This window comes from Erythrobacter fulvus (assembly GCF_028595285.1).
Taxonomy (GTDB): Bacteria; Pseudomonadota; Alphaproteobacteria; order Sphingomonadales; family Sphingomonadaceae; genus Erythrobacter; species Erythrobacter fulvus.
Window position 1 is genome coordinate 43,989 of sequence record NZ_JAQQXQ010000014.1, and the last position, 19,399, is coordinate 63,387.

General features: G+C 61.3%; 21 protein-coding genes and 1 tRNA gene. 19 read left to right on the top strand and 3 right to left on the bottom strand.

Annotation, left to right across the window (positions count from 1 at the left end; genetic code table 11):
• Entirely contained in the window at positions 1 to 1,215 is a 1,215-nt protein-coding gene (rnd, locus tag OIK40_RS14340; protein WP_273679041.1) for a ribonuclease D, read from the bottom strand.
• 202 nt (positions 1,216 to 1,417) lie between these two features.
• Between rnd and aspS the strand changes: the two genes are divergently transcribed.
• From aspS to OIK40_RS14415, 16 genes are all read left to right on the top strand, one after another.
• Entirely contained in the window at positions 1,418 to 3,208 is a 1,791-nt protein-coding gene (gene aspS / locus OIK40_RS14345; RefSeq protein WP_273679042.1) for an aspartate--tRNA ligase, read from the top strand.
• 166 nt (positions 3,209 to 3,374) lie between these two features.
• The gene (locus tag OIK40_RS14350) at positions 3,375 to 4,304 is read left to right on the top strand and encodes a tetratricopeptide repeat protein (protein ID WP_273679043.1); all 930 of its coding nucleotides are present in this window, start codon (positions 3,375 to 3,377) and stop codon (positions 4,302 to 4,304) included.
• Between the two features lie 244 nt (positions 4,305 to 4,548).
• Entirely contained in the window at positions 4,549 to 4,785 is a 237-nt protein-coding gene (locus OIK40_RS14355) for an acyl carrier protein (RefSeq protein ID WP_017666217.1), read from the top strand.
• 161 nt (positions 4,786 to 4,946) lie between these two features.
• A complete protein-coding gene (gene fabF, locus OIK40_RS14360) occupies positions 4,947 to 6,206 on the top strand; it encodes a beta-ketoacyl-ACP synthase II (RefSeq protein ID WP_273679045.1) in 1,260 nt (419 codons plus the stop codon).
• A gap of 4 nt (positions 6,207 to 6,210) precedes the next feature.
• Entirely contained in the window at positions 6,211 to 7,176 is a 966-nt protein-coding gene (gene mltG, locus OIK40_RS14365; protein ID WP_273679046.1) for an endolytic transglycosylase MltG, read from the top strand.
• Positions 7,177 to 7,182: 6 nt separating this feature from the next.
• The gene (locus OIK40_RS14370; RefSeq protein WP_273679047.1) at positions 7,183 to 7,713 is read left to right on the top strand and encodes a 2'-5' RNA ligase family protein; all 531 of its coding nucleotides are present in this window, start codon (positions 7,183 to 7,185) and stop codon (positions 7,711 to 7,713) included.
• Between the two features lie 114 nt (positions 7,714 to 7,827).
• Positions 7,828 to 7,904, top strand: a tRNA-Met gene (locus OIK40_RS14375).
• Positions 7,905 to 8,094: 190 nt separating this feature from the next.
• Positions 8,095 to 8,931 carry a LexA family transcriptional regulator gene (locus tag OIK40_RS14380; protein ID WP_273679048.1) on the top strand — a complete coding sequence of 279 codons (837 nt, stop codon included), beginning with the start codon at positions 8,095 to 8,097 and terminating at the stop codon, positions 8,929 to 8,931.
• Positions 8,932 to 8,944: 13 nt separating this feature from the next.
• Positions 8,945 to 9,370 (top strand): hypothetical protein, encoded by a 426-nt coding sequence (locus OIK40_RS14385; RefSeq protein ID WP_273679049.1) that lies wholly within the window; start codon positions 8,945 to 8,947, stop codon positions 9,368 to 9,370.
• A 480-nt stretch (positions 9,371 to 9,850) separates the two neighbouring features.
• Positions 9,851 to 11,386, top strand: coding sequence for a terminase large subunit domain-containing protein (locus tag OIK40_RS14390; protein WP_273679050.1), 1,536 nt, complete (start codon positions 9,851 to 9,853; stop codon positions 11,384 to 11,386).
• A gap of 68 nt (positions 11,387 to 11,454) precedes the next feature.
• Positions 11,455 to 11,691 (top strand): HNH endonuclease, encoded by a 237-nt coding sequence (locus OIK40_RS15120; RefSeq protein WP_374211822.1) that lies wholly within the window; start codon positions 11,455 to 11,457, stop codon positions 11,689 to 11,691.
• Positions 11,692 to 11,701: 10 nt separating this feature from the next.
• Positions 11,702 to 12,973, top strand: coding sequence for a phage major capsid protein (locus OIK40_RS14395; RefSeq protein WP_273679051.1), 1,272 nt, complete (start codon positions 11,702 to 11,704; stop codon positions 12,971 to 12,973).
• Positions 12,973 to 13,581, top strand: a complete 609-nt coding sequence (locus tag OIK40_RS14400) for an HK97 family phage prohead protease (RefSeq protein ID WP_273679052.1) — start codon at positions 12,973 to 12,975, stop codon at positions 13,579 to 13,581. The genes OIK40_RS14395 and OIK40_RS14400 overlap by 1 nt, the downstream gene beginning before the upstream one ends.
• Positions 13,578 to 14,084 (top strand): hypothetical protein, encoded by a 507-nt coding sequence (locus OIK40_RS14405; RefSeq protein WP_273679053.1) that lies wholly within the window; start codon positions 13,578 to 13,580, stop codon positions 14,082 to 14,084. The genes OIK40_RS14400 and OIK40_RS14405 overlap by 4 nt, the downstream gene beginning before the upstream one ends.
• A 3-nt stretch (positions 14,085 to 14,087) precedes the next feature.
• Complete coding sequence (locus OIK40_RS14410; RefSeq protein ID WP_273679054.1) at positions 14,088 to 15,143, top strand: phage portal family protein; 1,056 nt, start codon at positions 14,088 to 14,090, stop codon at positions 15,141 to 15,143.
• 98 nt (positions 15,144 to 15,241) lie between these two features.
• Positions 15,242 to 15,514 (top strand): hypothetical protein, encoded by a 273-nt coding sequence (locus tag OIK40_RS14415; protein WP_273679055.1) that lies wholly within the window; start codon positions 15,242 to 15,244, stop codon positions 15,512 to 15,514.
• 154 nt (positions 15,515 to 15,668) lie between these two features.
• Here OIK40_RS14415 and OIK40_RS14420 read toward each other — a convergent pair whose 3' ends face one another.
• Together OIK40_RS14420 and OIK40_RS14425 are read right to left on the bottom strand one after the other, a co-directional pair.
• Entirely contained in the window at positions 15,669 to 16,172 is a 504-nt protein-coding gene (locus OIK40_RS14420; RefSeq protein ID WP_273679056.1) for a hypothetical protein, read from the bottom strand.
• Between the two features lie 20 nt (positions 16,173 to 16,192).
• On the bottom strand, positions 16,193 to 16,711 hold the full coding sequence (locus OIK40_RS14425; protein WP_273679057.1) for a hypothetical protein: 519 nt from the start codon (positions 16,709 to 16,711) through the stop codon (positions 16,193 to 16,195).
• Between the two features lie 182 nt (positions 16,712 to 16,893).
• Here OIK40_RS14425 and OIK40_RS14430 point away from each other — a divergent pair, with 182 nt between their 5' ends.
• From OIK40_RS14430 to OIK40_RS14440, 3 genes are read left to right on the top strand one after another with little or no spacing between them, the layout of a single operon-like run.
• Complete coding sequence (locus OIK40_RS14430; RefSeq protein ID WP_273679058.1) at positions 16,894 to 17,367, top strand: hypothetical protein; 474 nt, start codon at positions 16,894 to 16,896, stop codon at positions 17,365 to 17,367.
• 2 nt (positions 17,368 to 17,369) lie between these two features.
• Positions 17,370 to 17,567: a hypothetical protein gene (locus tag OIK40_RS14435; protein ID WP_273679059.1), complete on the top strand. Its 198-nt coding sequence runs from the start codon at positions 17,370 to 17,372 to the stop codon at positions 17,565 to 17,567.
• Positions 17,521 to 18,546: a tyrosine-type recombinase/integrase gene (locus OIK40_RS14440; RefSeq protein ID WP_273679060.1), complete on the top strand. Its 1,026-nt coding sequence runs from the start codon at positions 17,521 to 17,523 to the stop codon at positions 18,544 to 18,546. The genes OIK40_RS14435 and OIK40_RS14440 overlap by 47 nt, the downstream gene beginning before the upstream one ends.
• Positions 18,547 to 19,399 lie beyond the last annotated feature (853 nt).

A 19,399-nucleotide genomic window follows, 5' to 3' on the forward strand; every position in this document is an offset into this window, starting at 1 on the left:
TTACTCTGCCGCCAGCGCGTCGGGGACGGGCACAGCTTCGGGGACGGGAACATCGTCGATATGGGTCATCTTGAGCTTGCCCCTCTCGACCGCGAAGGCGAGCTTGCCTTCAACCAGATCGAGCGCATCCTTGCCGAACACCTCAAACCGCCAGCCCTTGAGCACAGGAAGATCGCGCATGCCGGCGGCAAGTGCCTCCATCTCCTCGGCCCGGGTCAGCAGGCGGGCGGCAACATCGATCTCGCGGGCTCGGATCTTGAGCAGCAGTTTGAGCAGGTCGGCAACCAGCGCGCCTTCCTTGCCCAGCGGCGCGCCGCGTCCGGCCTTTTCGGGCATTTCGTCCTTGGGCAGCGGCTCGGCTTCGGCCAGCACCTTCATCAACCGCTTGCCGATATCATTATCCTTCCACGCGGAAGAAAGCCCGCGCACCTTGGCGAGATCGGCCTGTGCTTTGGGTGGGTGCGAAGCGATGTCGGCCAGCGTCTCGTCGCGCATGATCCGGCCGCGCGGGATGTTCTTGTGCTGCGCTTCGCCCTCGCGCCACGCGGCGAGCGCCTTCATCCGCCCCAAGACCTGCGGATTGCGGCCCGGCTGACGGATGCGTTTCCACGCGCTGCCCGGGTCGATCAGATAGTTCGACGGATCGGCCAGCTTTTCCATTTCGGCGTCCAACCATACTCCGCGTCCGGTCTTGATCAGCTTTTTCAGGATCTTCGGGAAGATTTTCGACAGGTGGGTGACGTCGCCGATGGCATATTCGATTTGCCGGTCGGTCAGCGGGCGGCGGCTCCAGTCGGTGAAGCGCGCGCCCTTGTCGATCGTCAGCCCCATCCAGGTCTCGACCAAGTTGGCATAACCGATCTGTTCGGACTGGCTGATCGCCATCATCGCGATTTGCGTGTCGAAAATGGGATGCGGGGTCTTGCCCGTCATGTTGACGATGATCTCGACATCCTGCCCGCCGGCATGGAAAACCTTGAGCACGTCTTCATTGTTGCACATCAGATCGAGCAGCGGGGTCAGGTCGATGCCGTCGGCCATCGGGTCGATCGCGGCGGCTTCTTCGGTATTGGCGATCTGCACCAGGCACAGTTCGGGCCAATAGGTGTTCTCGCGCATGAATTCGGTGTCGACGGCGACGAATTCGGACTTCGCGAGACGGGTGCAGAGGTCGGAGAGAGCCTCGGTGGTGGTAATCAGATCGTGGATTTTCATGTTCTCTTCGCTTGTCGCGGGCGGAGTGCCGCCCTCGGGATGTGTCCCAGTTCGCCCTGCCTGCTTCGCAAGCGCCGCTTGACAAAAGGCAAGGCTTCCCCTGTTAGCGCGCCGATAGCAGCCCGGTTCCCGCCAAGGGCACCAATGAGCGCCGCGCGACGCGCGCCCTAGCGTCATAGCCGCGAACAGGACAAGAGTTTAGATGCACCCCTACCGCACACATACTTGCGCACAGCTTTCTTCCGCGAACGTGGGCGAGACCGTCCGCCTGTCGGGCTGGATTCACCGCAAGCGCGACCATGGCGGCGTGCTGTTCATCGATCTGCGCGATCATTACGGCATCACTCAGATCGTTGCCGACAGCGACAGCCCGGCACTGCCCGTGCTCGAAGGTCTGCGCGTCGAAAGCGTGATCACTATCGAGGGCGAGGTAAAGGCGCGCGTGGCCGAAACGGTCAACGCCAACCTTGCGACCGGCGAGATCGAGGTGTTCGCCCGCTCCATCACCGTGCAGAGCGCGGCCGAAGAGCTGCCGATGCCGGTGGCCGACGAGCAGCCTTATCCCGAGGACATCCGCCTCAAGTACCGCTTCCTCGATCTGCGGCGCGAGACGCTGCACAAGAACATCATGACCCGCGTGGCGGTGATCGCCGATATGCGGCAGCGGATGGCCGCAGCGGGCTTCAACGAATTCTCGACCCCGATTCTCACCGCCTCCTCGCCCGAAGGCGCGCGCGACTTCCTCGTGCCGAGCCGCATCCATACCGGCAAGTTCTACGCGCTGCCGCAGGCGCCGCAGCAGTACAAGCAGCTGCTGATGGTGGCGGGCTTCGACCGCTATTTCCAGATCGCCCCTTGCTTCCGCGACGAGGACCCGCGCGCCGACCGTCTGCCGGGCGAATTCTACCAGCTCGACCTGGAAATGAGCTTCGTCACCCAGGAAGAAGTGTGGGAAACGATGGAGCCTGTCATTCAGGGCACCTTCGCCGCCTTCGCAGGTGACAAGGCCGTGACCCCGGCGGGCGAATTCCCGCGCATCCCCTATGACGAAGCGATGCTGAAATACGGCAGCGACAAGCCCGATTTGCGCAACCCGCTGATCATCTCGGACGTGTCGAAGCATTTCGAACGGTCCGGCTTCGGCCTGTTCGAGAAGATCGTCGGCGGCGGCGGGGTGGTTCGCGTGATCCCCGCACCGGGCACCCACGAAAAGAGCCGCAAGTTCTTCGACGACATGAACGATTGGGCCCGAAAGGAAGGTTACGCCGGTCTTGGCTACGTTACCCGCAAGGGCGGCGAGTTCGGCGGGCCGATCGCCAAGAACCACGGGCCCGAGCGCATGGCCGAGCTCTATGCCGAGCTTGGTCTTGGCGAGAATGACGGGCTGTTCTTTGCAGCTGGCAAGGCTGCCGATGCCGCCAAGCTGGCCGGTGCGGCGCGCATCCGTGTCGGCGAGGAACTGGGCCTGATCGACGAAAACGCCTTCGCACTGTGCTGGATCGTCGATTTCCCGTTCTACGAATATGACGAGGACGAAAAGAAGGTCGATTTCAGCCACAACCCGTTCTCTATGCCACAGGGCGGAATCGATGCGCTGGAGGGGCAGGATCCGCTGACGATCAAGGCGTTCCAGTACGATCTTGTCTGCAACGGCTATGAAATCGCCTCGGGCTCGATCCGGAATCACAAGCCCGAAACCATGGTCAAGGCGTTCGAGATTGTCGGTCTTTCCAAGGCGGACGTGGAAGAACGCTTCGGCGGCATGTACCGCGCCTTCCAGTATGGCGCGCCGCCGCACGGGGGCATGGCCGCAGGCGTCGACCGGATCGTGATGCTGCTGTGCGGGGCCAAGAACCTGCGCGAAATCACGCTGTTCCCGATGAACCAGCGTGCCGAGGACCTGCTGATGGGCGCGCCGAGCAGCCCGGAACCGCGCCAGCTGCGCGAATTGTCCCTGCGCGTCGTCGAGCCTCCGAAGAAGGAAGGCGCCTAGATTTCGCCCGACAGCAAGTCCCCGTTCAGAAAAGTGCCGATATTTCTGACAATGTCTCAAGTGCATGGGGGCTATGATGAAGGCAAAGTCCAGTTCGGCAGCGATATCGGGGTTGAAAACGCGACTATGCGGCGCGCTAGCGCTGGCGCTGTTGGCGAATCCGGTCATGGCAGAAACGATCACTGTGGTGGGGATCTATCCGGCCAATGTCGATCTGCCCGGCGAGGTTGAGGCTATTGCGATCGAGCCGTTCGCCGGGGATGCCGGGGCCGATGTCGAACTGGCGATCACCGACGTGCTTGGTGCGGTCACGATCGAAGGGCAACCCTGGTTCCGTATCGCTCCGCCGTTTGCGGGCCGGTCGAGCGGCGTCGTTATCGTTGCCGATCGTGAAGGACAATCGGTGAGCATCGAAGATAGCGATGCACCCGATGCAGTGCTGCGCGGCAGCGTAATGAACGAAGTGCTCGAACAGCGGCTGGAACCGCGCATGGTCGAACAGTGCGTCGAGCGCGATGATCGCGGCGATTGCATCAGGCGCGAACCGCGGCCTGTTCCCTGCTGGGAAGTAAGCGTCCGGCTTGATCCGCGCATCGTCCTGATCGCGGCGGATGGCACGCAACTCTATTCGCGCCGCGCGCCGGAGATCGAAGCGGCCAGCTATTGCCGCGATGACAATACCATCCCCTCGACGCTGGACATGGCCAGCCGCGCGATCGACCGCATCGCCCATGCGGTTCGCGTCGACCTCGCGCCGGTCAACCGGGCGCGCGAATATCGCGTGATGGAACGGCGCGGTGGTCTGGCACGCAATGATCGCGCTGTGTTCAAACACGCGATCAGGTTGACCAAGACCGATCCGGTCGCGGCCTGCCAGGTGTTTGACCAGATGCTGGCCAGCAATTCCGCGCAGCTGTCGGTGGTGTTTAATGCCGGGCTTTGCGCCGAGGCGTTTGGCGATCTTGTGGCCGCACGGGAACTTTACCTCCGCGCGCTCGGCATTAGTCCCGATCACGGATACCCCGCCGACGGCCTGCGCCGGATCGCAGAACGCCGCCGCGCCGATGCGCAAATGTATTCGCGGGCGGAATATTGACGGTCAGTTTACGCTGAACGACGTCGGTTCCCAGCCTGAAAGGGCCATCCTGCGACTTTGCCAGGGTATTTTCTGAAATGAACCAAATAAATGATTTTAATTGATAAAATGGCTTGTTTCTGGGGTAGGGGCGACGCCGCCGGTTGCAATCGGCGTAGCTATTCCCAGCTATCCTCTTGCCAGCCTGTGCGCCGTTCATTAGGGCGAAAGGTAGACCAACCCCCCAAGTTCAAGAGGGATAAACATGAGCGATACTGCCGATCGGGTGGCGAAGATTGTCGTCGAGCATCTCGGCGTCGAAGCCGACAAGGTCACCCAGGATGCCAGCTTCATCGATGATCTCGGTGCGGACAGCCTCGACATCGTCGAGCTGGTGATGGCTTTCGAAGAGGAATTCGGTGTCGAAATCCCCGACGATGCGGCCGAAAAGATCACCACGGTCGGCGACGCCACCAAATACATCGAAGAACACAAGGGCTAACGCCCGCAAGGATGCCCTGGTGTCCGCGTGTGCCTGCCGCTTCCCCCTAAGGGAAAAGGCGGTGCATTTGTCCGGCAGTCGATTTGCCGACGCGCGGTTGAGGGCCTAGACAGGCTCAGCCCTTCACCGGGTTGGGCCTGTTGCTTTTTCGGAGAATGCGAATGCGTCGTGTGGTTGTTACCGGGCTCGGTCTGGTTACCCCGCTCGGGGGCGATGTCGAGACGACCTGGGCAAACCTGCTCGCAGGCGAAAGCGGGGCGGGGCAGATCACCCGTTTCGATGCCTCGAACCAGAAATGCACCATCGCCTGCGAGGTGAAGCCCAAGGATCATCCCTGGGGTTTCGACCCGGACAAGCGGGTGGATCACAAGGTTCAACGGCAGGTCGATCCCTTCATCGTCTACGGCATCGACGCCGCTGGACAGGCGCTTGAGGATGCGGGTCTGACAGACATGACCCAGGCCGAGAAGGAACGCACTGGCTGTTCGATCGGTTCGGGAATCGGCGGCCTTCCGGGCATCGAAATCGAGAGCGTCAACCTCCACGAACGCGGGCCCGGGCGCGTTTCCCCGCACTTTGTGCACGGGCGCCTGATCAACCTCATCACCGGGCAGGTGCAGATTAAGTATGGCTTCATGGGGCCGAACCATGCGGTCGTCACCGCCTGTTCCACCGGCGCGCACTCAATCGGCGATGCTGCGCGGATGATCGCGATGGACGATGCCGACGTGATGCTGGCGGGCGGCGCGGAAAGCACCATCAACCCGCTCGGCATTGCCGGTTTCGCACAGGCGCGCGCGCTCAACATGAGCATGAACGACCGTCCGACCGAAGCCAGCCGTCCCTATGATCGGGGTCGCGACGGTTTCGTCATGGGCGAAGGCGCCGGTGTCGTCGTGCTCGAGGAATACGAACGCGCCAAGGCGCGCGGAGCGAAGATCTATGCCGAAGTAACGGGTTACGGCCTGTCGGGCGATGCCTACCACGTCACTGCACCGCACCCCGAAGGCAAGGGGGCCGAACTGGCTATGCGTATGGCCTTGAAGAAGGCTGGCCTGGGGGCGGGCGACATCGACTACATCAACGCCCACGGCACCAGCACCATGGCCGACACCATCGAACTCGCCGCGATCAAGCGCGTGCTGGGCGAGGGCTTGTCGGGCGCCTCGATGAGCTCGACCAAGAGCGCGATCGGTCACCTGCTGGGCGGCGCGGGCGCGGTGGAGGCGATCTTCTGCATCCTCGCGATGCGGGACCAGATCGTGCCGCCGACGCTCAACTTGCACGACCCGGACGAGGGTACCGAGGGTATCGACCTTGTGCCGCTCAAGGCAAGGAAGCGCGAAGTGCGCGCGGTGCTGAACAACAGCTTCGGCTTTGGCGGTACCAACGCCTCGCTGATCATGCAGAAGGTCGACTGACGCGGTGAGCCGCGCGCGCCTTGCCGTTCTCGGCCTTGTGGCGCTGGCGTTCGCCGGGTTGATTTTCGTGTGGAGCCTGCTGGGCTCGGCGTCGGTCACCAAGGACACCAGCTTCACGATCCCCGCGGGGGCTTCGGTCAGCGCGGTAGCCGACAAGCTTGAGGCCGAAGGGCTGATCACCTCGGCTTCGGGCTTCGTGTTGCAGGCGCGCATCTTCGGCTCCGACGCGCCGATTCAGGCGGGCGAGTTCCTGCTCACATCTGGCATGAGCCAGAATGAGATCCTGAAGGCCTTCCAGTCGGGCGACGTCATTCGCCGCTTCGTCACCATTCCCGAAGGCATGCCCTCGATCCTCGTGTGGGAACGGCTGATGGCCGAAGAATTGCTGACCGGAGAGGTGCCGGTGCCGCCCGAAGGATCGATCCTGCCCGACACCTATGCCTTTGAACGGGGCGAGGCGCGATCGGCTGTGGTCGAGCGGATGCAGGCGGCAATGGACAGGACACTGGCCGAGGAGTGGGGCAAACGCGGCCGAGACATCGCGGTGGATACAATGCGCGACGCACTGATCCTTGCCTCGATCGTGGAAAAGGAAACCGGCAAGCCCGAGGAACGCCGGATGGTCGCCGGGCTTTATTCCAACCGCGTGAAGTCGGGGATGCTGCTGCAGGCCGATCCGACAATCATTTATCCGATCACCAAGGGCAAGCCGCTGGGCCGCCGCATCAGGCAGTCGGAAATCGCCGCGGTCAACGGCTACAACACCTACACCCGCGTCGGCCTTCCCGAAGGCCCGATCACCAATCCCGGGCGCGAGAGCATCGCCGCAGTGCTCAATCCAGCCAAGACCTCTGCCCTGTTCATGGTGGCCGACGGAACGGGCGGTCACTGGTTCGCCGACACGCTGGCGGAACACAACGCCAATGTGGCCAAGTGGTACGCGATCCGTAAAGAGCGCGGGGAGATGTAGCGCGGCGTGCCGCAGCCCTTCATCCTCACCGCAGCCCTGCCGCCCGATCTGGCGGGCTTTGCCGAGGGCCTGCGCCGGGCGCATTACCCGGCGGATAAGAACCACCTCCACGCCCATGTCACGCTGTTCCACGCCTTTGCGCCTTCGCTGGTGGAGGAACTGCGGGATTTTCTTCCGCGCATTGCCGCCGCCTTCGCTGCGCCCGAGGGCATGGTGAAAGGGGTGATGGATCTGGGCAAGGGGACTGCGATCGCGCTCGAGGCACCGCAATTGTTGCGCCTTCGCGCCATCATCGCCGAACATTTCCACGGTAGCCTAACGCAGCAGGACCTCCACGAGCCGCGCCCCCACATCACCATCCAGAACAAGGTGACGAAGGACGAAGCGAGGGCGCTGCAAGCCAGTCTTGGCCCCGTGCTGGCACCGTGGATTGCCAAGGGACGTTTCGCCTTTCCCGCGTTGGAGCTGTGGCACTATCGCGGCGGCCCGTGGGAGCGGGTCAAGACCTGCGCCTTCCGGGGGCGCGAACGGCTCTAGCCAGCGCCGCGCAACGGGGCTTGACCGCGCGCCACACCCGCCCTAAGTGCCCGCCTCGCCCGGGCGGACACCCGGAGCCGAATCCGGCCGCGACAGCTCGCCGGATGCCCATGGGGCGGAGTAGCTCAGCCGGTTAGAGCAGCGGAATCATAATCCGCGTGTCGGGGGTTCGAGTCCCTCCTCCGCTACCATATTTCAATCACTTAGCGATCTGACATGTGAGCGGTTTACACGTTGCTGTAAACCGTGCTGCATTTTGTCGCGTCTGCCTCAGCTGAACATTAATGCGCTCGAGCCGACGGGGGGCGGCGACCCGAGCGCAACTGTTTCAGGATCGCCGGAAACAGCGTGGCAAATTACCTCGCAAGCGAGGCCCGCGCAATGAACGGCGGCGGTTATGTCGCGATCTATCGCGCTGCGTTCGATCATCCGCTGTTCGCTACCGATTCTGCACGCCTCGGCGCATGGATCTGGCTGCTGGGCAAGGCTTGCTGGAAGCCAACCCCATTCGACATCGCGGGCAGGATCGTGAGCCTCGAGCGAGGGCAGCTCTGCGCATCACGTTCCCAGCTTGCGAGGGCTTGGGGCATGTCGCCGAGCGCAGTGGAGCGGTTTTTGACCCGGTTGGAAACCGAACAGATGATCGGACGGGCAACCGGACAGGGCCGATCGATCATAACAATCCGAAATTATGACAAATTTCAGGCTGTGAGCGATGAGGCCGGACAGGCAACCGGACAGCGATCGGACAGCTACCGGACAGCAAAAGAAGAAGGGAATAAGGGAACAATAGAACCTACCGGTTCTAGCCCCCTTTGTATTTCCCCCGCGAAATCGAAGCGAGCTGCCAAGTTGCCCGACGACTGGCAGCCGATCCTCACGGACAGGTCGAAACACATCGTCGCAGGCTGGCCTCCCGGAAAATTCGAGCACGAATTGCGGCGGTTTGCAGATCACGCCGCCGACAAAGGACGCGTGTCGAAAGACTGGCAGGCTGCCTTCCGAACTTGGATCGACAAAGCCGACGAATGGATGAAACGTAATGGCCGAGCATCAGAAAATTCCGAGCAGCACGGCGATGGGTTTGCTCGAGCAATCGAGCGGCGGCTCCACGCTGGAGATGCTGAATGCCTTGCCACCTCGCCTAACCGACCAGCAATTCGAGATGGTGAAGGCCCTTGCCAAGGCGCCCTTGCCCTGCCCTCCGCCCGTCACTGATCAGAATTTCGGCATGGCAATGAAGTTGCTGGAAGCCTGCTTGCCCCGCCGCAAGGATGATTCCGATACGGGCGAGTTGAAGTTTCGGGCATATCGGAAATGCCTCTCACATCTCAGCAAGCCGCAGCTGTTCTGGACAGTCGAGCAAGCCATCAAGCGCCAGAGGTTCTTTCCCACGGTAAGGGAGCTGCTCGACATCGCGGCTGAGTGGGCTTCTACCGATGACGATGCCAAGGCTCAGCGGCTAGCGAGGCGGCTTGCCGCTCGTGAAGCCAATCGCCGCCACATTGCCAGCACCCGCACTCCCGGACCGTCGCTTGAGGAAATGCTCGAGACGATGGCTCCTGAGCTGATCAGTCTCGGCCTGAAGCTCGGGCATCTGATCAAGCGTGACGGCAAGGTTATCGTCAGCCCTGAGCCTGAGGCGACCGATCGATGAGCGCAGCTCTCAGTTTCTGTCGAAGGAGGTCCCGCTATGTCCCGACCTAAGCGCCTTTTCCCCGAACGGCTGCGCCCCTGTCCGCCTGATTTTCGGGAGGTGTTTCTTGTGAAGGGCTGGGAGGCGATCGCGCACTACAAAACCTCTACTCGGGTCTTTCGGCGCTGGCTCGACGAGTGCGGAGGTGAAGAGCTGCGTGCTGAGCGCGCCGCAGTCATCGGACGCGAGTCTTCGCCCAGACCACAGCTGCGATCAGAGAACCGCAAACCTACACGGTCTCGCCCGCTTCCCGTAAACAGCGAGAATGACGATCAACTTGCAGCGGCGAGGTCACTGGCATCGTCGCACGGCCCGGCAGACAATGCGCCCCCTTCACCTGCCGGGCCACCCCCACCGAAATGGTCCCAATGCCCGGAAATTGGGAGAACCATGCAACGCGGAGCGGGCTTGGGAATTCTCTCTCCCGGCGAAGGGCGAAGAATGACCCGGCGAGCCTCGCCAGAGGCGGCGGCAGCACTGCGTTTCCTGCCTACACTGATCGTGCCCGAGGGCCGATTGGCAGGAAAAAAGCTTAAGCTCGCCACATACCAGCGGGATTTCGTGCGAGGGGCGTTTGCGCCGAGCATTGAGGCGGCGGTGCTGTCGATCGGCCGCGGTAATGCCAAAACGGCGTTGTCGGCCGGCATCGCGCTTGGCCACCTAATTGGTGAGATCGCTCCACAGCCACATCGCGAGATCCTGTTCGCGGCGCGAAACCGCGATCAGGCCAAGACCGCCTTCGGTTTCCTTGTCGGGTTCATCAATGGCCTGCCACCCGAGCAGCAAGCGCAATTCACGATCCGGCGCGGGTCAAAGCTCGAGGTCGAGACGGCTGTAAATGGCGGAGGCCTTGCCCGCGTGATCGCTGCGGATGGCAAGAGCATCCTCGGCGGTGCTCCGACGCTCGCGATCCTCGATGAGCGGGCCGCATGGGCGCGCGAAAAGGGCGATGCGCTCGAGAACGCCATCCTTTCAGGTCTCGGCAAGCGCGATGGCCGCGCGCTGATCATCAGCACCAGCGCACCCGATGATGCGAACACCTTTTCGCGCTGGCTCGATGAGCCTCCGCCGGGAACCTATGTGCAGGAGCATCGGCCGCAGCCGGGATTGCCGCCCGATGATCTAGGGAGCTTGCTGGTGGCCAATCCGGGCGCGAAGGAGGGCATCGGACCGTCGCCCGAATGGCTCATCGCGCAGGCGCGCAGGGCAATCGCTCGCGGCGGATCGGCGCTCTCGAGTTTTCGCAACCTCAACCGCAATGAGCGGGTCGCGTCGGATGATCGATCCGTCCTGCTGACCGTTGACGAATGGCTCGCCTGCGAGGTCTCGCCCGATGATCTGCCGGCGCGCAATGGGCCGGTGGTGATGGGCGTGGATCTCGGCGGGTCTCGATCGATGAGCGCGGCGGCGCTGTATTGGCCGGAAACCGGCCGGCTCGAATGCGTCGGTGCGTTCCCGTCCAAGCCGGCCCTTGCCGATCGCGGGCAGGCTGATGGCGTCGGCGGGCGTTATGTCGAGATGGCTGATCGCGGCGAGCTGCTTACGATGGGCGAAAACACCGTGCCTGTAGGCCGGTTTCTGGCGAGCGTGGTGCAGCGGCTCAATGGGCAAGCGCCGGCCGCTATCTGCGGCGATCGGTTCCGCCACGCTGAGTTCCTCGAGGCCCTGCGCGAGGCCGCTCTTGATCGGGTGCCCTTCATCTGGCGCGGTTTCGGGTGGAAAGATGGCAGCGAGGACATCGAGCGGACCCGGCGAGCGGTGTTCGAGGGGCAGGTGCGAACTGTGCCGTCGCTGTTGCTGCGCTCGGCCTTTGCGGACGCGATCACGCTGGTCGATCCCGCCGGAAACCACAAGCTCGCTGCCGGGCGCAGTACGGGCCGGGTCGATCCTGTCGCTGCAACCGTGGTGGCGGTGGCGCAAGGGCAGCGGATGAAACGCGCACCAGCGATTGCGCCGGCCCGGGTGCATTGGGCGTGAGCCGGCGGCGATTTCAGCGGTTCGGGGCTTGGGTCTATCGCGACAAGAGGTGGCCCGCCTTGCGGCTTATGGCGAAGCGGCGCGACGGTTTCGCTTGCGTGAAGTGTGGCGGCAAACACCGGCTTGAGGTCGATCACATTGCACCGGTGCGTGACGCGCCCGAGCGGTCTTTCGATCTCGAAAATCTGCAAACCCTTTGTGGGCCGTGCCACGGCGCGAAGACCCGGAAAGAGGCGAACCTATGCGAGGTAGGGCCTGAGCGGATAAAATGGCGCGAACTCCTGCAATCGACCCGCCCAAATTGAGGAACGCCCAATGCTTGAATCCGTGAAGATCGCCCGCCGCCAGAGTGAGATCCGCCAGAACCTTGCTGAGTTGGTCGCGAAGCCGACCCCGAGCGAGGACGAGACCCGCTCGATGGAAACCCTCGATGCGGAATATCGCTCGAATGAGACCCGCTATCGTGCGGCGCTGATCGCCGAGGATACCGAGCGGCGCGAGGCCGGTCAGGAACTCGAAACCCGCGGCGATCGCGAGATGGTTGATCTGGTTGGCCGGTTCGAGATGCGGCAGGTGGTCCTTGCCCTTGGAGAGGGTCGCGCGCTCGACGGTGCGACCGGCGAGCTTGTGGCCGAGTTGCGGTCGCAGGGCGGTTATCAGGGGATCCCGGTCCCGTTGGCCGCCTTCGAGTTGCGCGCCGGTGAAACCGTTGCCAGCGGCACCCCGGATCCGATTCAGACCCGTCCGATCATCGATCGCCTTTTCCCTCAAAGTGTGGCGGCGCAGATCGGCGCACAGATGATCGCGATCGGCACCGGTGCGGCCGAATACCCCGTGACCAGTTCTGCAGTTACCGCCGGATGGGCGGACGGTGAGACCGCCAACGTCGCCGGCCCGACTGTCTATGCAACCACCGACAAGGCGCTTAAGCCCGAGCACAACCTTGGCATTCACATGCGGGTGACCCGCAAGGCGATGCTGCAAAGCGGCGATGCGCTCGAGCAGGCGATCCGGCGCGATATGGCTGGCACCATGGCAGCCGAACTCGACAAGGCCATTTTCCTCGGCACTGGCCTGAATGGGCAGCCGCTTGGCGTGGTCCCCGGCGTGGCGACCTATGGCATCACCTCGACTGATGCAGGTGCGCCTGCGACTTGGGCGGCGCTGCGGGCAGCTGTGGTGCGCTTTATGCAGGCCAATGCGGCCGCAAGCCCCAATCAGGTGCGTGCGCTCATCCGGCCCGAGCTGTGGAGCTTCATGGATGGCGAGGAAGCCTTCGTGAACACCGGCGTCACCGAATATGATCGGGCCAGCACGCAGCTGGGATCGATCGTGGTGACCAGCAACGCTCTCGCTGCGCCTTCCGGCACGCCGCTCGAAACCCAAGCCCTGCTGACCACCACAGCGGGCGGTGTTGCGCCCATTTTCGTCGGCATGTGGGGCGCGGTCGATATGATCCGCGATCCCTATAGCGATGCGCAGTCCGGGGGCCTTCGGATCACTGGCCTTACCACGGCCGATGTGACCGTGGCGCGCGGCGCGCAGCTCCAGCTCGTTACCGGCCTCGAGATCGACGAGATCAGCTAATGGACTCGCCGGTCTTCTCGGCAGGTCTCGAGCTGCGCGAGGCAGGGGACGGCTCGCGCCGGCTGCGCGGGCGCTTTCCCTACGGCACCCTCGCGGTGATCGATGCCGGCGGCAACGGAAGGCGGCCGCGCAAGGAGCGCTTTGCCTCGCGAGCGTTCCGCTTCGCGGTAGATGATCCCGATCGGGAGATTCATCTCCTGATCGGGCACAGTTTCGATCGACCGCTTGCTAGCCGGAAAGCTGGGACACTCACATTCACTGACAGCGAGGACGCGCTCACGTTCGAGGCAATCCTCACCCGCGAGATCCAGCGCACCACGTGGGGACAGGATTTCCTCGCCGCTTATGCCGCGGGTCTCATCACCGGCCTGTCGCCGGGCTTTCGGGTCGCACCGCCAGAGGCCGTGCCGCGCCCCGAGGAAACCACTGATGAGGATCCCCGCGACGGCAATGCGCTGATCCGCACGATCTTCGCCGCGATCCTGTTTGAGTTTTCGCTCGTTACGCGCCCGGCTTATCCCGAAACAGAGGCCGATCTGCGCGCATTCAACCCCGCCCCAGCGGCTCAGCACCCCATGGCAGAGATCATGCGCAGGTGGCGGCTATGATCCGCGCCATCCGTCAAATTGAGGCACTGCCCGAGACCTATGCGGCCGTCACGGGAACCGATGAGGCCGATCTGCCGATCATCTGGCAGCGCATCGAGCACCACATCGCCTATCGCTACAGCCCGCGCGAGGTAGTCTGGCACCTCAAGGCGGATGAGGGCGAATGGCTGCCCCCTCTAGCCCCGATCATTGCGATCAGCGCTGCGCACGAAGATCAAACCCCTGTCGGGCCTGAGAGCGGCCCTATGGGAGGTTATCTGCTCGCTGAGGGCCATTCCACCATCACTGCCACGGTAGGTGCTGGGCCGGTCCCTGAGGTCGTTGCCGAGGCTGCGAGGCGCTTGTCGCGCTATCTGCGGGCAGAGAGCGAGCTGTCGCCCGGTGTGAGCCGGATCTCCAGCGGGGCGCTGTCCCTTGGGATCTCGCGGCGCGAGATCAGCCCTGCAATGGCCTTACAAAATAGCGGCGCTGCAGATCTGCTGCGTGCTTATCGGAGGGTGTGAAAAATGTGGCCCTTCAGGAAAACCAAAGCCCTTGAGCAAAGAGCAAGTGGCACCGGCTACACTGCGCAGATCATGGCAGCGCGCGAGGCTTACGTTGCCGGACGGCTAGGCCTGGGCGAACTCACCGGCACCGTGCAAACTTGCGTGAGCTTGTGGGAAAGCGGACTCTCGCTCGCCGATGTGGACGGCACTGATCTTCTGCGGCGGCATGTCATGGGCATCGCTGCCCGCGCCCTTGCTCTTCGAGGCGAGGCGGTGTTTCTGATCCGCGATCGGCTAATCCCAGTGATCGATTTCGATCTGGCCACGCGCAATGGCGAGCCGGTCGCTTATCGCCTGAGTATTCCCGAGATCGGCGGCGGCCGAACCGAAACCGCCCTCGCAGGCGAGGTGCTACATTTTCGGCTCGCCTCGGATCCCGGCACCCCTTGGGCTGGGCAGGCACCATTGCGGCGGGCCTCGCTCACGGCGAGCCTCATGCACACCCTCGAGACGGCTCTCGCTGAGGTCTATGAGAACGCGCCGCTCGGCTCGCAGGTGGTGCCGTTCCCGGAAAGCCCTGACGTGAACCTCGAGACACTGGGGCATGGGTTCCGCGGGCGGCGCGGCCGTGTGATGCTGCGAGAGTCTGTCACGGTCACTGCGGCGGGTGGGCCGGCACCGACGCATGATTGGAAACCGCAGGGCGTGACCCCTGACCTCGCAAATAGCATGGCTGTGGAGAGCCTCGATCGGGCGCGCTCATCTGTCATGGCAGTCTATGGTGTGCTGCCAGCCATCTTCGCGGCGAATGCACAAGGCCCGCTTGTGCGCGAGGCTCAGCGCCACCTCGCTCAGTGGATTTTGCAGCCAATAGCGGTGATGATGGCTGAGGAGGCCAGTGCAAAGCTCGGGGCCAAGGTTTCGATCGATGTAGTGCGGCCAGCTCAGGCATTCGATCATGGGGGGAAGGCCAGAGCGTTCGGCGCCATGGTGGCGGCGCTCGCAGCGGCTAAAGATGCCGGCCTCGATACTGAGGCTGTGCAGGACTCCTTACAATTCATCGATTGGGCGGATTAGGATTCTACGCCCGTCTAAAATTCAAAGGTTTGATGTCTTCCGACGATGACAATTCTTGAAAACACATCAGGGCTGTGGGACCATCACGAGAAAGACAAATGGGAGATCTCTTTATGAATGTGCTGTCAGCAATTTTGTTGCTGGCTCAGAGCGTAAACCCACTTTCTAGTGGTGGGTCTCAGCCATTAACTTTTGAAGAATTTGTTGAGAAAGCTGAACCAGAGCGGCTTGGAGCGGGACCATATACGCTGGTCATCGTCATATCGGGCGCTTTCATTCGATTTGATTATGCAAGCGGCGAGAAATGCTTGCACGCCCGAAATGAAGTCCGCCGCCAAGCAGAGCTTAGAGCCTTTTGCATTCCGACCTAGGCTGGAAGCAAAGAGCCTTGATGCCTTTCACCGCTTTGGTCTGCGGCGCGATGGTGCAGGCATTGGCGGCCGCCAAGGATGCTGGCCTCGATCCACAGGCCGTCGAGGATAGCCTTGCATTGATCGACTGGACGGATTGATTTATTGTCCCCTTTTAGAAAAGCTGCTGGTCGATTGAATTTACTGATCTGCAACTGCCTGAAACGTAGTAATTCTCTTTACCGTTTGGCCCTTCGCTTTCGGTCATTAAGTTGAAGTAGCCGGTATTGCGCTCAAACAGATAGGTCTCATTGATGACCTTTTCGTTCCAGCGCCGTCCATGATGCTCGAGTCTGATTTCGGAGCGATTTGAGATGAGCTTGCAGGAGGACGCATCTGGAGAGCAGAGCGGTTCAAAATCGTCCCATCCGCTGAGTTTAGCCTCGAGGGTCTCGGCGGTAAGGTTGATGCGATAGAAGCCGCGATAGGTGATGAAACCGGCAAACTCACCACCGAAGTCGTCGAACAATTCATTGACTGGTTGATCGCTTCTAGCATCGCAATAGAGCAAGATTTGCTTGGACTGAGGCTGAGGCGTAGACTGATGCGTGGTGCTGTCGCATGCTCCGACCGAGGCCATAAAGCATAGTGCGGCGAGGATCTTCGAAACGTTTTTCAAGACAAACATCCTAATCTAGATCACTCGTAGTAGCGATCACTCAGATTTATGCCCTTCAAGTCACGAAGATATTTCACTCTCCATGACTTTTTTAGGTTGCGAAGGTGCCTGCCACCCGTCCTCGCCTTTTTCGGCAGCGCTGGCCTACCGAGCGTTATATCGCGAAGATGCCAGATAGCTCGATGATACCTAATCGGCGCATGATCATCGAAAGTGACATAGATCACTTCACCAATTTTTTCCCAGACGACAGCTATACTCTTTGACGGCGCAAATTTGGCATGGCGGATCCCGTTTCCGTTGTGCTTAAGCATTTGGCCCCTTGAAGGAATGGGATCAAAACCGAGGCGCTGGATCTGCTCGGCTATATCGGGACGTCGAGCATACAGGTCTGATTTGACTATATCACCACCGTCCTTGTCCTCGATCTCATCGACGATTGCTCGCAAGATCTCGAAATGCTTTGGGCTTTGTCGCCGCAGGTTCTTAAGCCAGCGCTGGCCATATGCTTTATTGCAGTAGGTGATCTTGCACGTCATCCACGCACCTTCATCCGCTGCTTCGCGACTTCCGATCGGTTAATGCGCGGATGCCACATGCACAAGACAACAGACTGACATTATGCTGTTATCCAAATGATCGGCTAGCGGGGCGAAGTTGGGCTTGACCATTCACATCATGTTGTGGCACTTAGCATTCACATGATGTGAATGGATGTTCGATGAAGACCTTTAGCGCCGCGCAAGTAGCTCGATCAATTGGCATGTCACCCTCGGCATTCGCGATGAAGTTTGCTCGGGATGACTGGAGGTTGTTTAGCAATGACCGCCCCGAAAACGGTCATGCTCATTCGTTTACGCTCGGGCAGGCCATGGTTTACGCTCTCGCTCGAGAGCTAGCCGGATGCGGTTTCTCCTCCCACGATGCGTTCATGATCGCTCTCTTTGGCCTCGAGCAGTCGAGTGCAGATGCGATGACAACTGGGGTCGGTGAAATCTTCAATGAAGCTCGTGGACGCACCTATTTTGCAGCATATCACGAGGGGACAATCGGCGAGTTCTTCTTCGAAGATGGCAAATTGTCGCACCTCTTTTCCCCTTTCAACGATGGCTCAGAAAAACGCCGGGTCACGGTCATCGACCTTACAGCTATTCGCGACCGAATGATCGCCTCGCTCGAGGGTCAGAGTGCTTGAATATGACCGCGAAGCGCCGTCTTCTGCCTGAGAGCGAAATCCGCAGCGCGATCGAGTTGCTACGTGAGCTGGGTATTGAGCCGGGCGCGGTGGACCTGCGAAGCGACGGGATCACCATTTATCCGAAATCTGAATCGCAAGGGAACGCCTTCGATGCGTGGAAAAACCAATCGAATCGTGAGCGGCCTGCACGTAGTTAGGAAGCGGCTCGCGAGCGGCATCTATCGCTGGAACGTCTATGCTTGGCGCGGCGGACCCTGCATCTATCGGCAGGATGGTGCCCGGCCGATCATCACGCCTGAGATCCTCTCGCAGGCAATGGCTGCGCGGCAGCAAGCGAGCGGCAAGGGGCCTAGCGACACCTTCAAGACGATCATCACTGCTTACCGCGCTTCGCCGGAATTTGAGCGGCTCGCTGACAGCACTCAGCGGGATTATAACCGGATCCTCGACCGCATTGATGACCACTTTGGCGCGGCCTCGATCGCGGCTTTTGAGGATCGCCGGATGCGCCGTGAGATCATCGAATGGCGCGACCAGTGGCGCGGCCAACCGCGCACTGCCGACAAGGCGACCGTGACTATGGCGACGGTGCTAGGCTGGGCGGTGCATAATGCGCTGCTGACCGTCAACGTCGCAGCTGGCATCAACCACCTGCACAGCGCAGACAAGTCAGACAAGGTATGGGAGCCGCGCCACTGGGAGGCGTTCAAAGACGCTCCCGCGCACCTCTTGCAGGCCCTTCGCTTGGCCAGCATGACGGGCTTGCGCCTTGGGGATCTCGTGCGGCTCGATTGGTCTCAGGTTTCCGACAAGGCGATCATCCTGACGACCCGTAAGCGCAAGGGCAGGGCGGTAATCCCGGTGGTGCCTGAGCTGCGCACGTTCCTCGAAAGCATCGAGCACAAGGCAGGGACGGTGCTTCGCAACAGTCGTGGCGAGCCTTGGACCGAGAGCGGGCTGGGCACAGTATTTCAGCGCAACAAGCCTGCAGGTTTTGATCGTACCATGCATGATCTGCGCGGCACCTATGTGACGTGGCTGGCGACTAAGGGCCTCACGGATGATGAGATCGCGAGGATCGTGGGTTGGACCTCGCAACGCATCGCCGGCGTGCGCGCCCGCTATGTCGATGAGGCTCGGGTGATTGTCAGTCTGGTCGATCGGCTGAGTGCGTGAGCGGTTTACACCATATCGGCAAGTCATTGATCGGTAAGGGCATGGTGCGGGTAAAGTTTACAGGCGAAGGAATTGAAATTGTTCAATAAGCCGAGAAATCATAATCCGCGTGTCGGGGGTTCGAGTCCCTCCTCCGCTACCATTAAATCAATTTATATCCCTGGTTTAAAACGATTAATTGGCGCGACATTCGATCTCACGTTTCGAGTGAGACGTATTGGTTGTGCTTGGCCTCTTCCAAACTGATGATCCTATAGGGTGGTAGTCCGTCTTTCAGCGATGCGGGGCGCCTGCCTACAGGCCCTACAAAGATATCGACAAGATCGACGGCACGCCCAATCCCTGGTTTCAACATCCATCCTACGATGAATACCGGCAAGGGATGCTACTTTACGGCCATGACTTCGCGCAAATCGATATTCCGGTGCTTTCGATCACCGGTTACTACGACGGTGGTCAGATCTCGGCGGTTCGATACTCCCAAGAGCATTCCTGACATCGGCCGGATGCCGAGCGCTATTTGCTCATCGCTCCTTACGACCATTTCGGCTCGCAGCAGTCGTTCAAACCGACCGAGCTTCGAGGCTACCCAATCGATCGAGTGGCCTAATTCGATACGAGCGCGATCACCTTTGCCTGGTTCGATCATGTTTTTCGCGTCAAGCCGCGGCCGTCGATCCTCAAGAACCGAGTCAACTTTCAGGTGATGGGCGCAAATGTCTGGCATCACGCCCTGATCTGCCCCCTTCTGAGTGGCCCAATTTCTATTTTAGAATTGGTCACGAAGGAGGAATGGAATGGCAAGGAAGCACAGGCCGGAAGAGATCATCGGCAAGCTGCGTGAAGCGGAGAT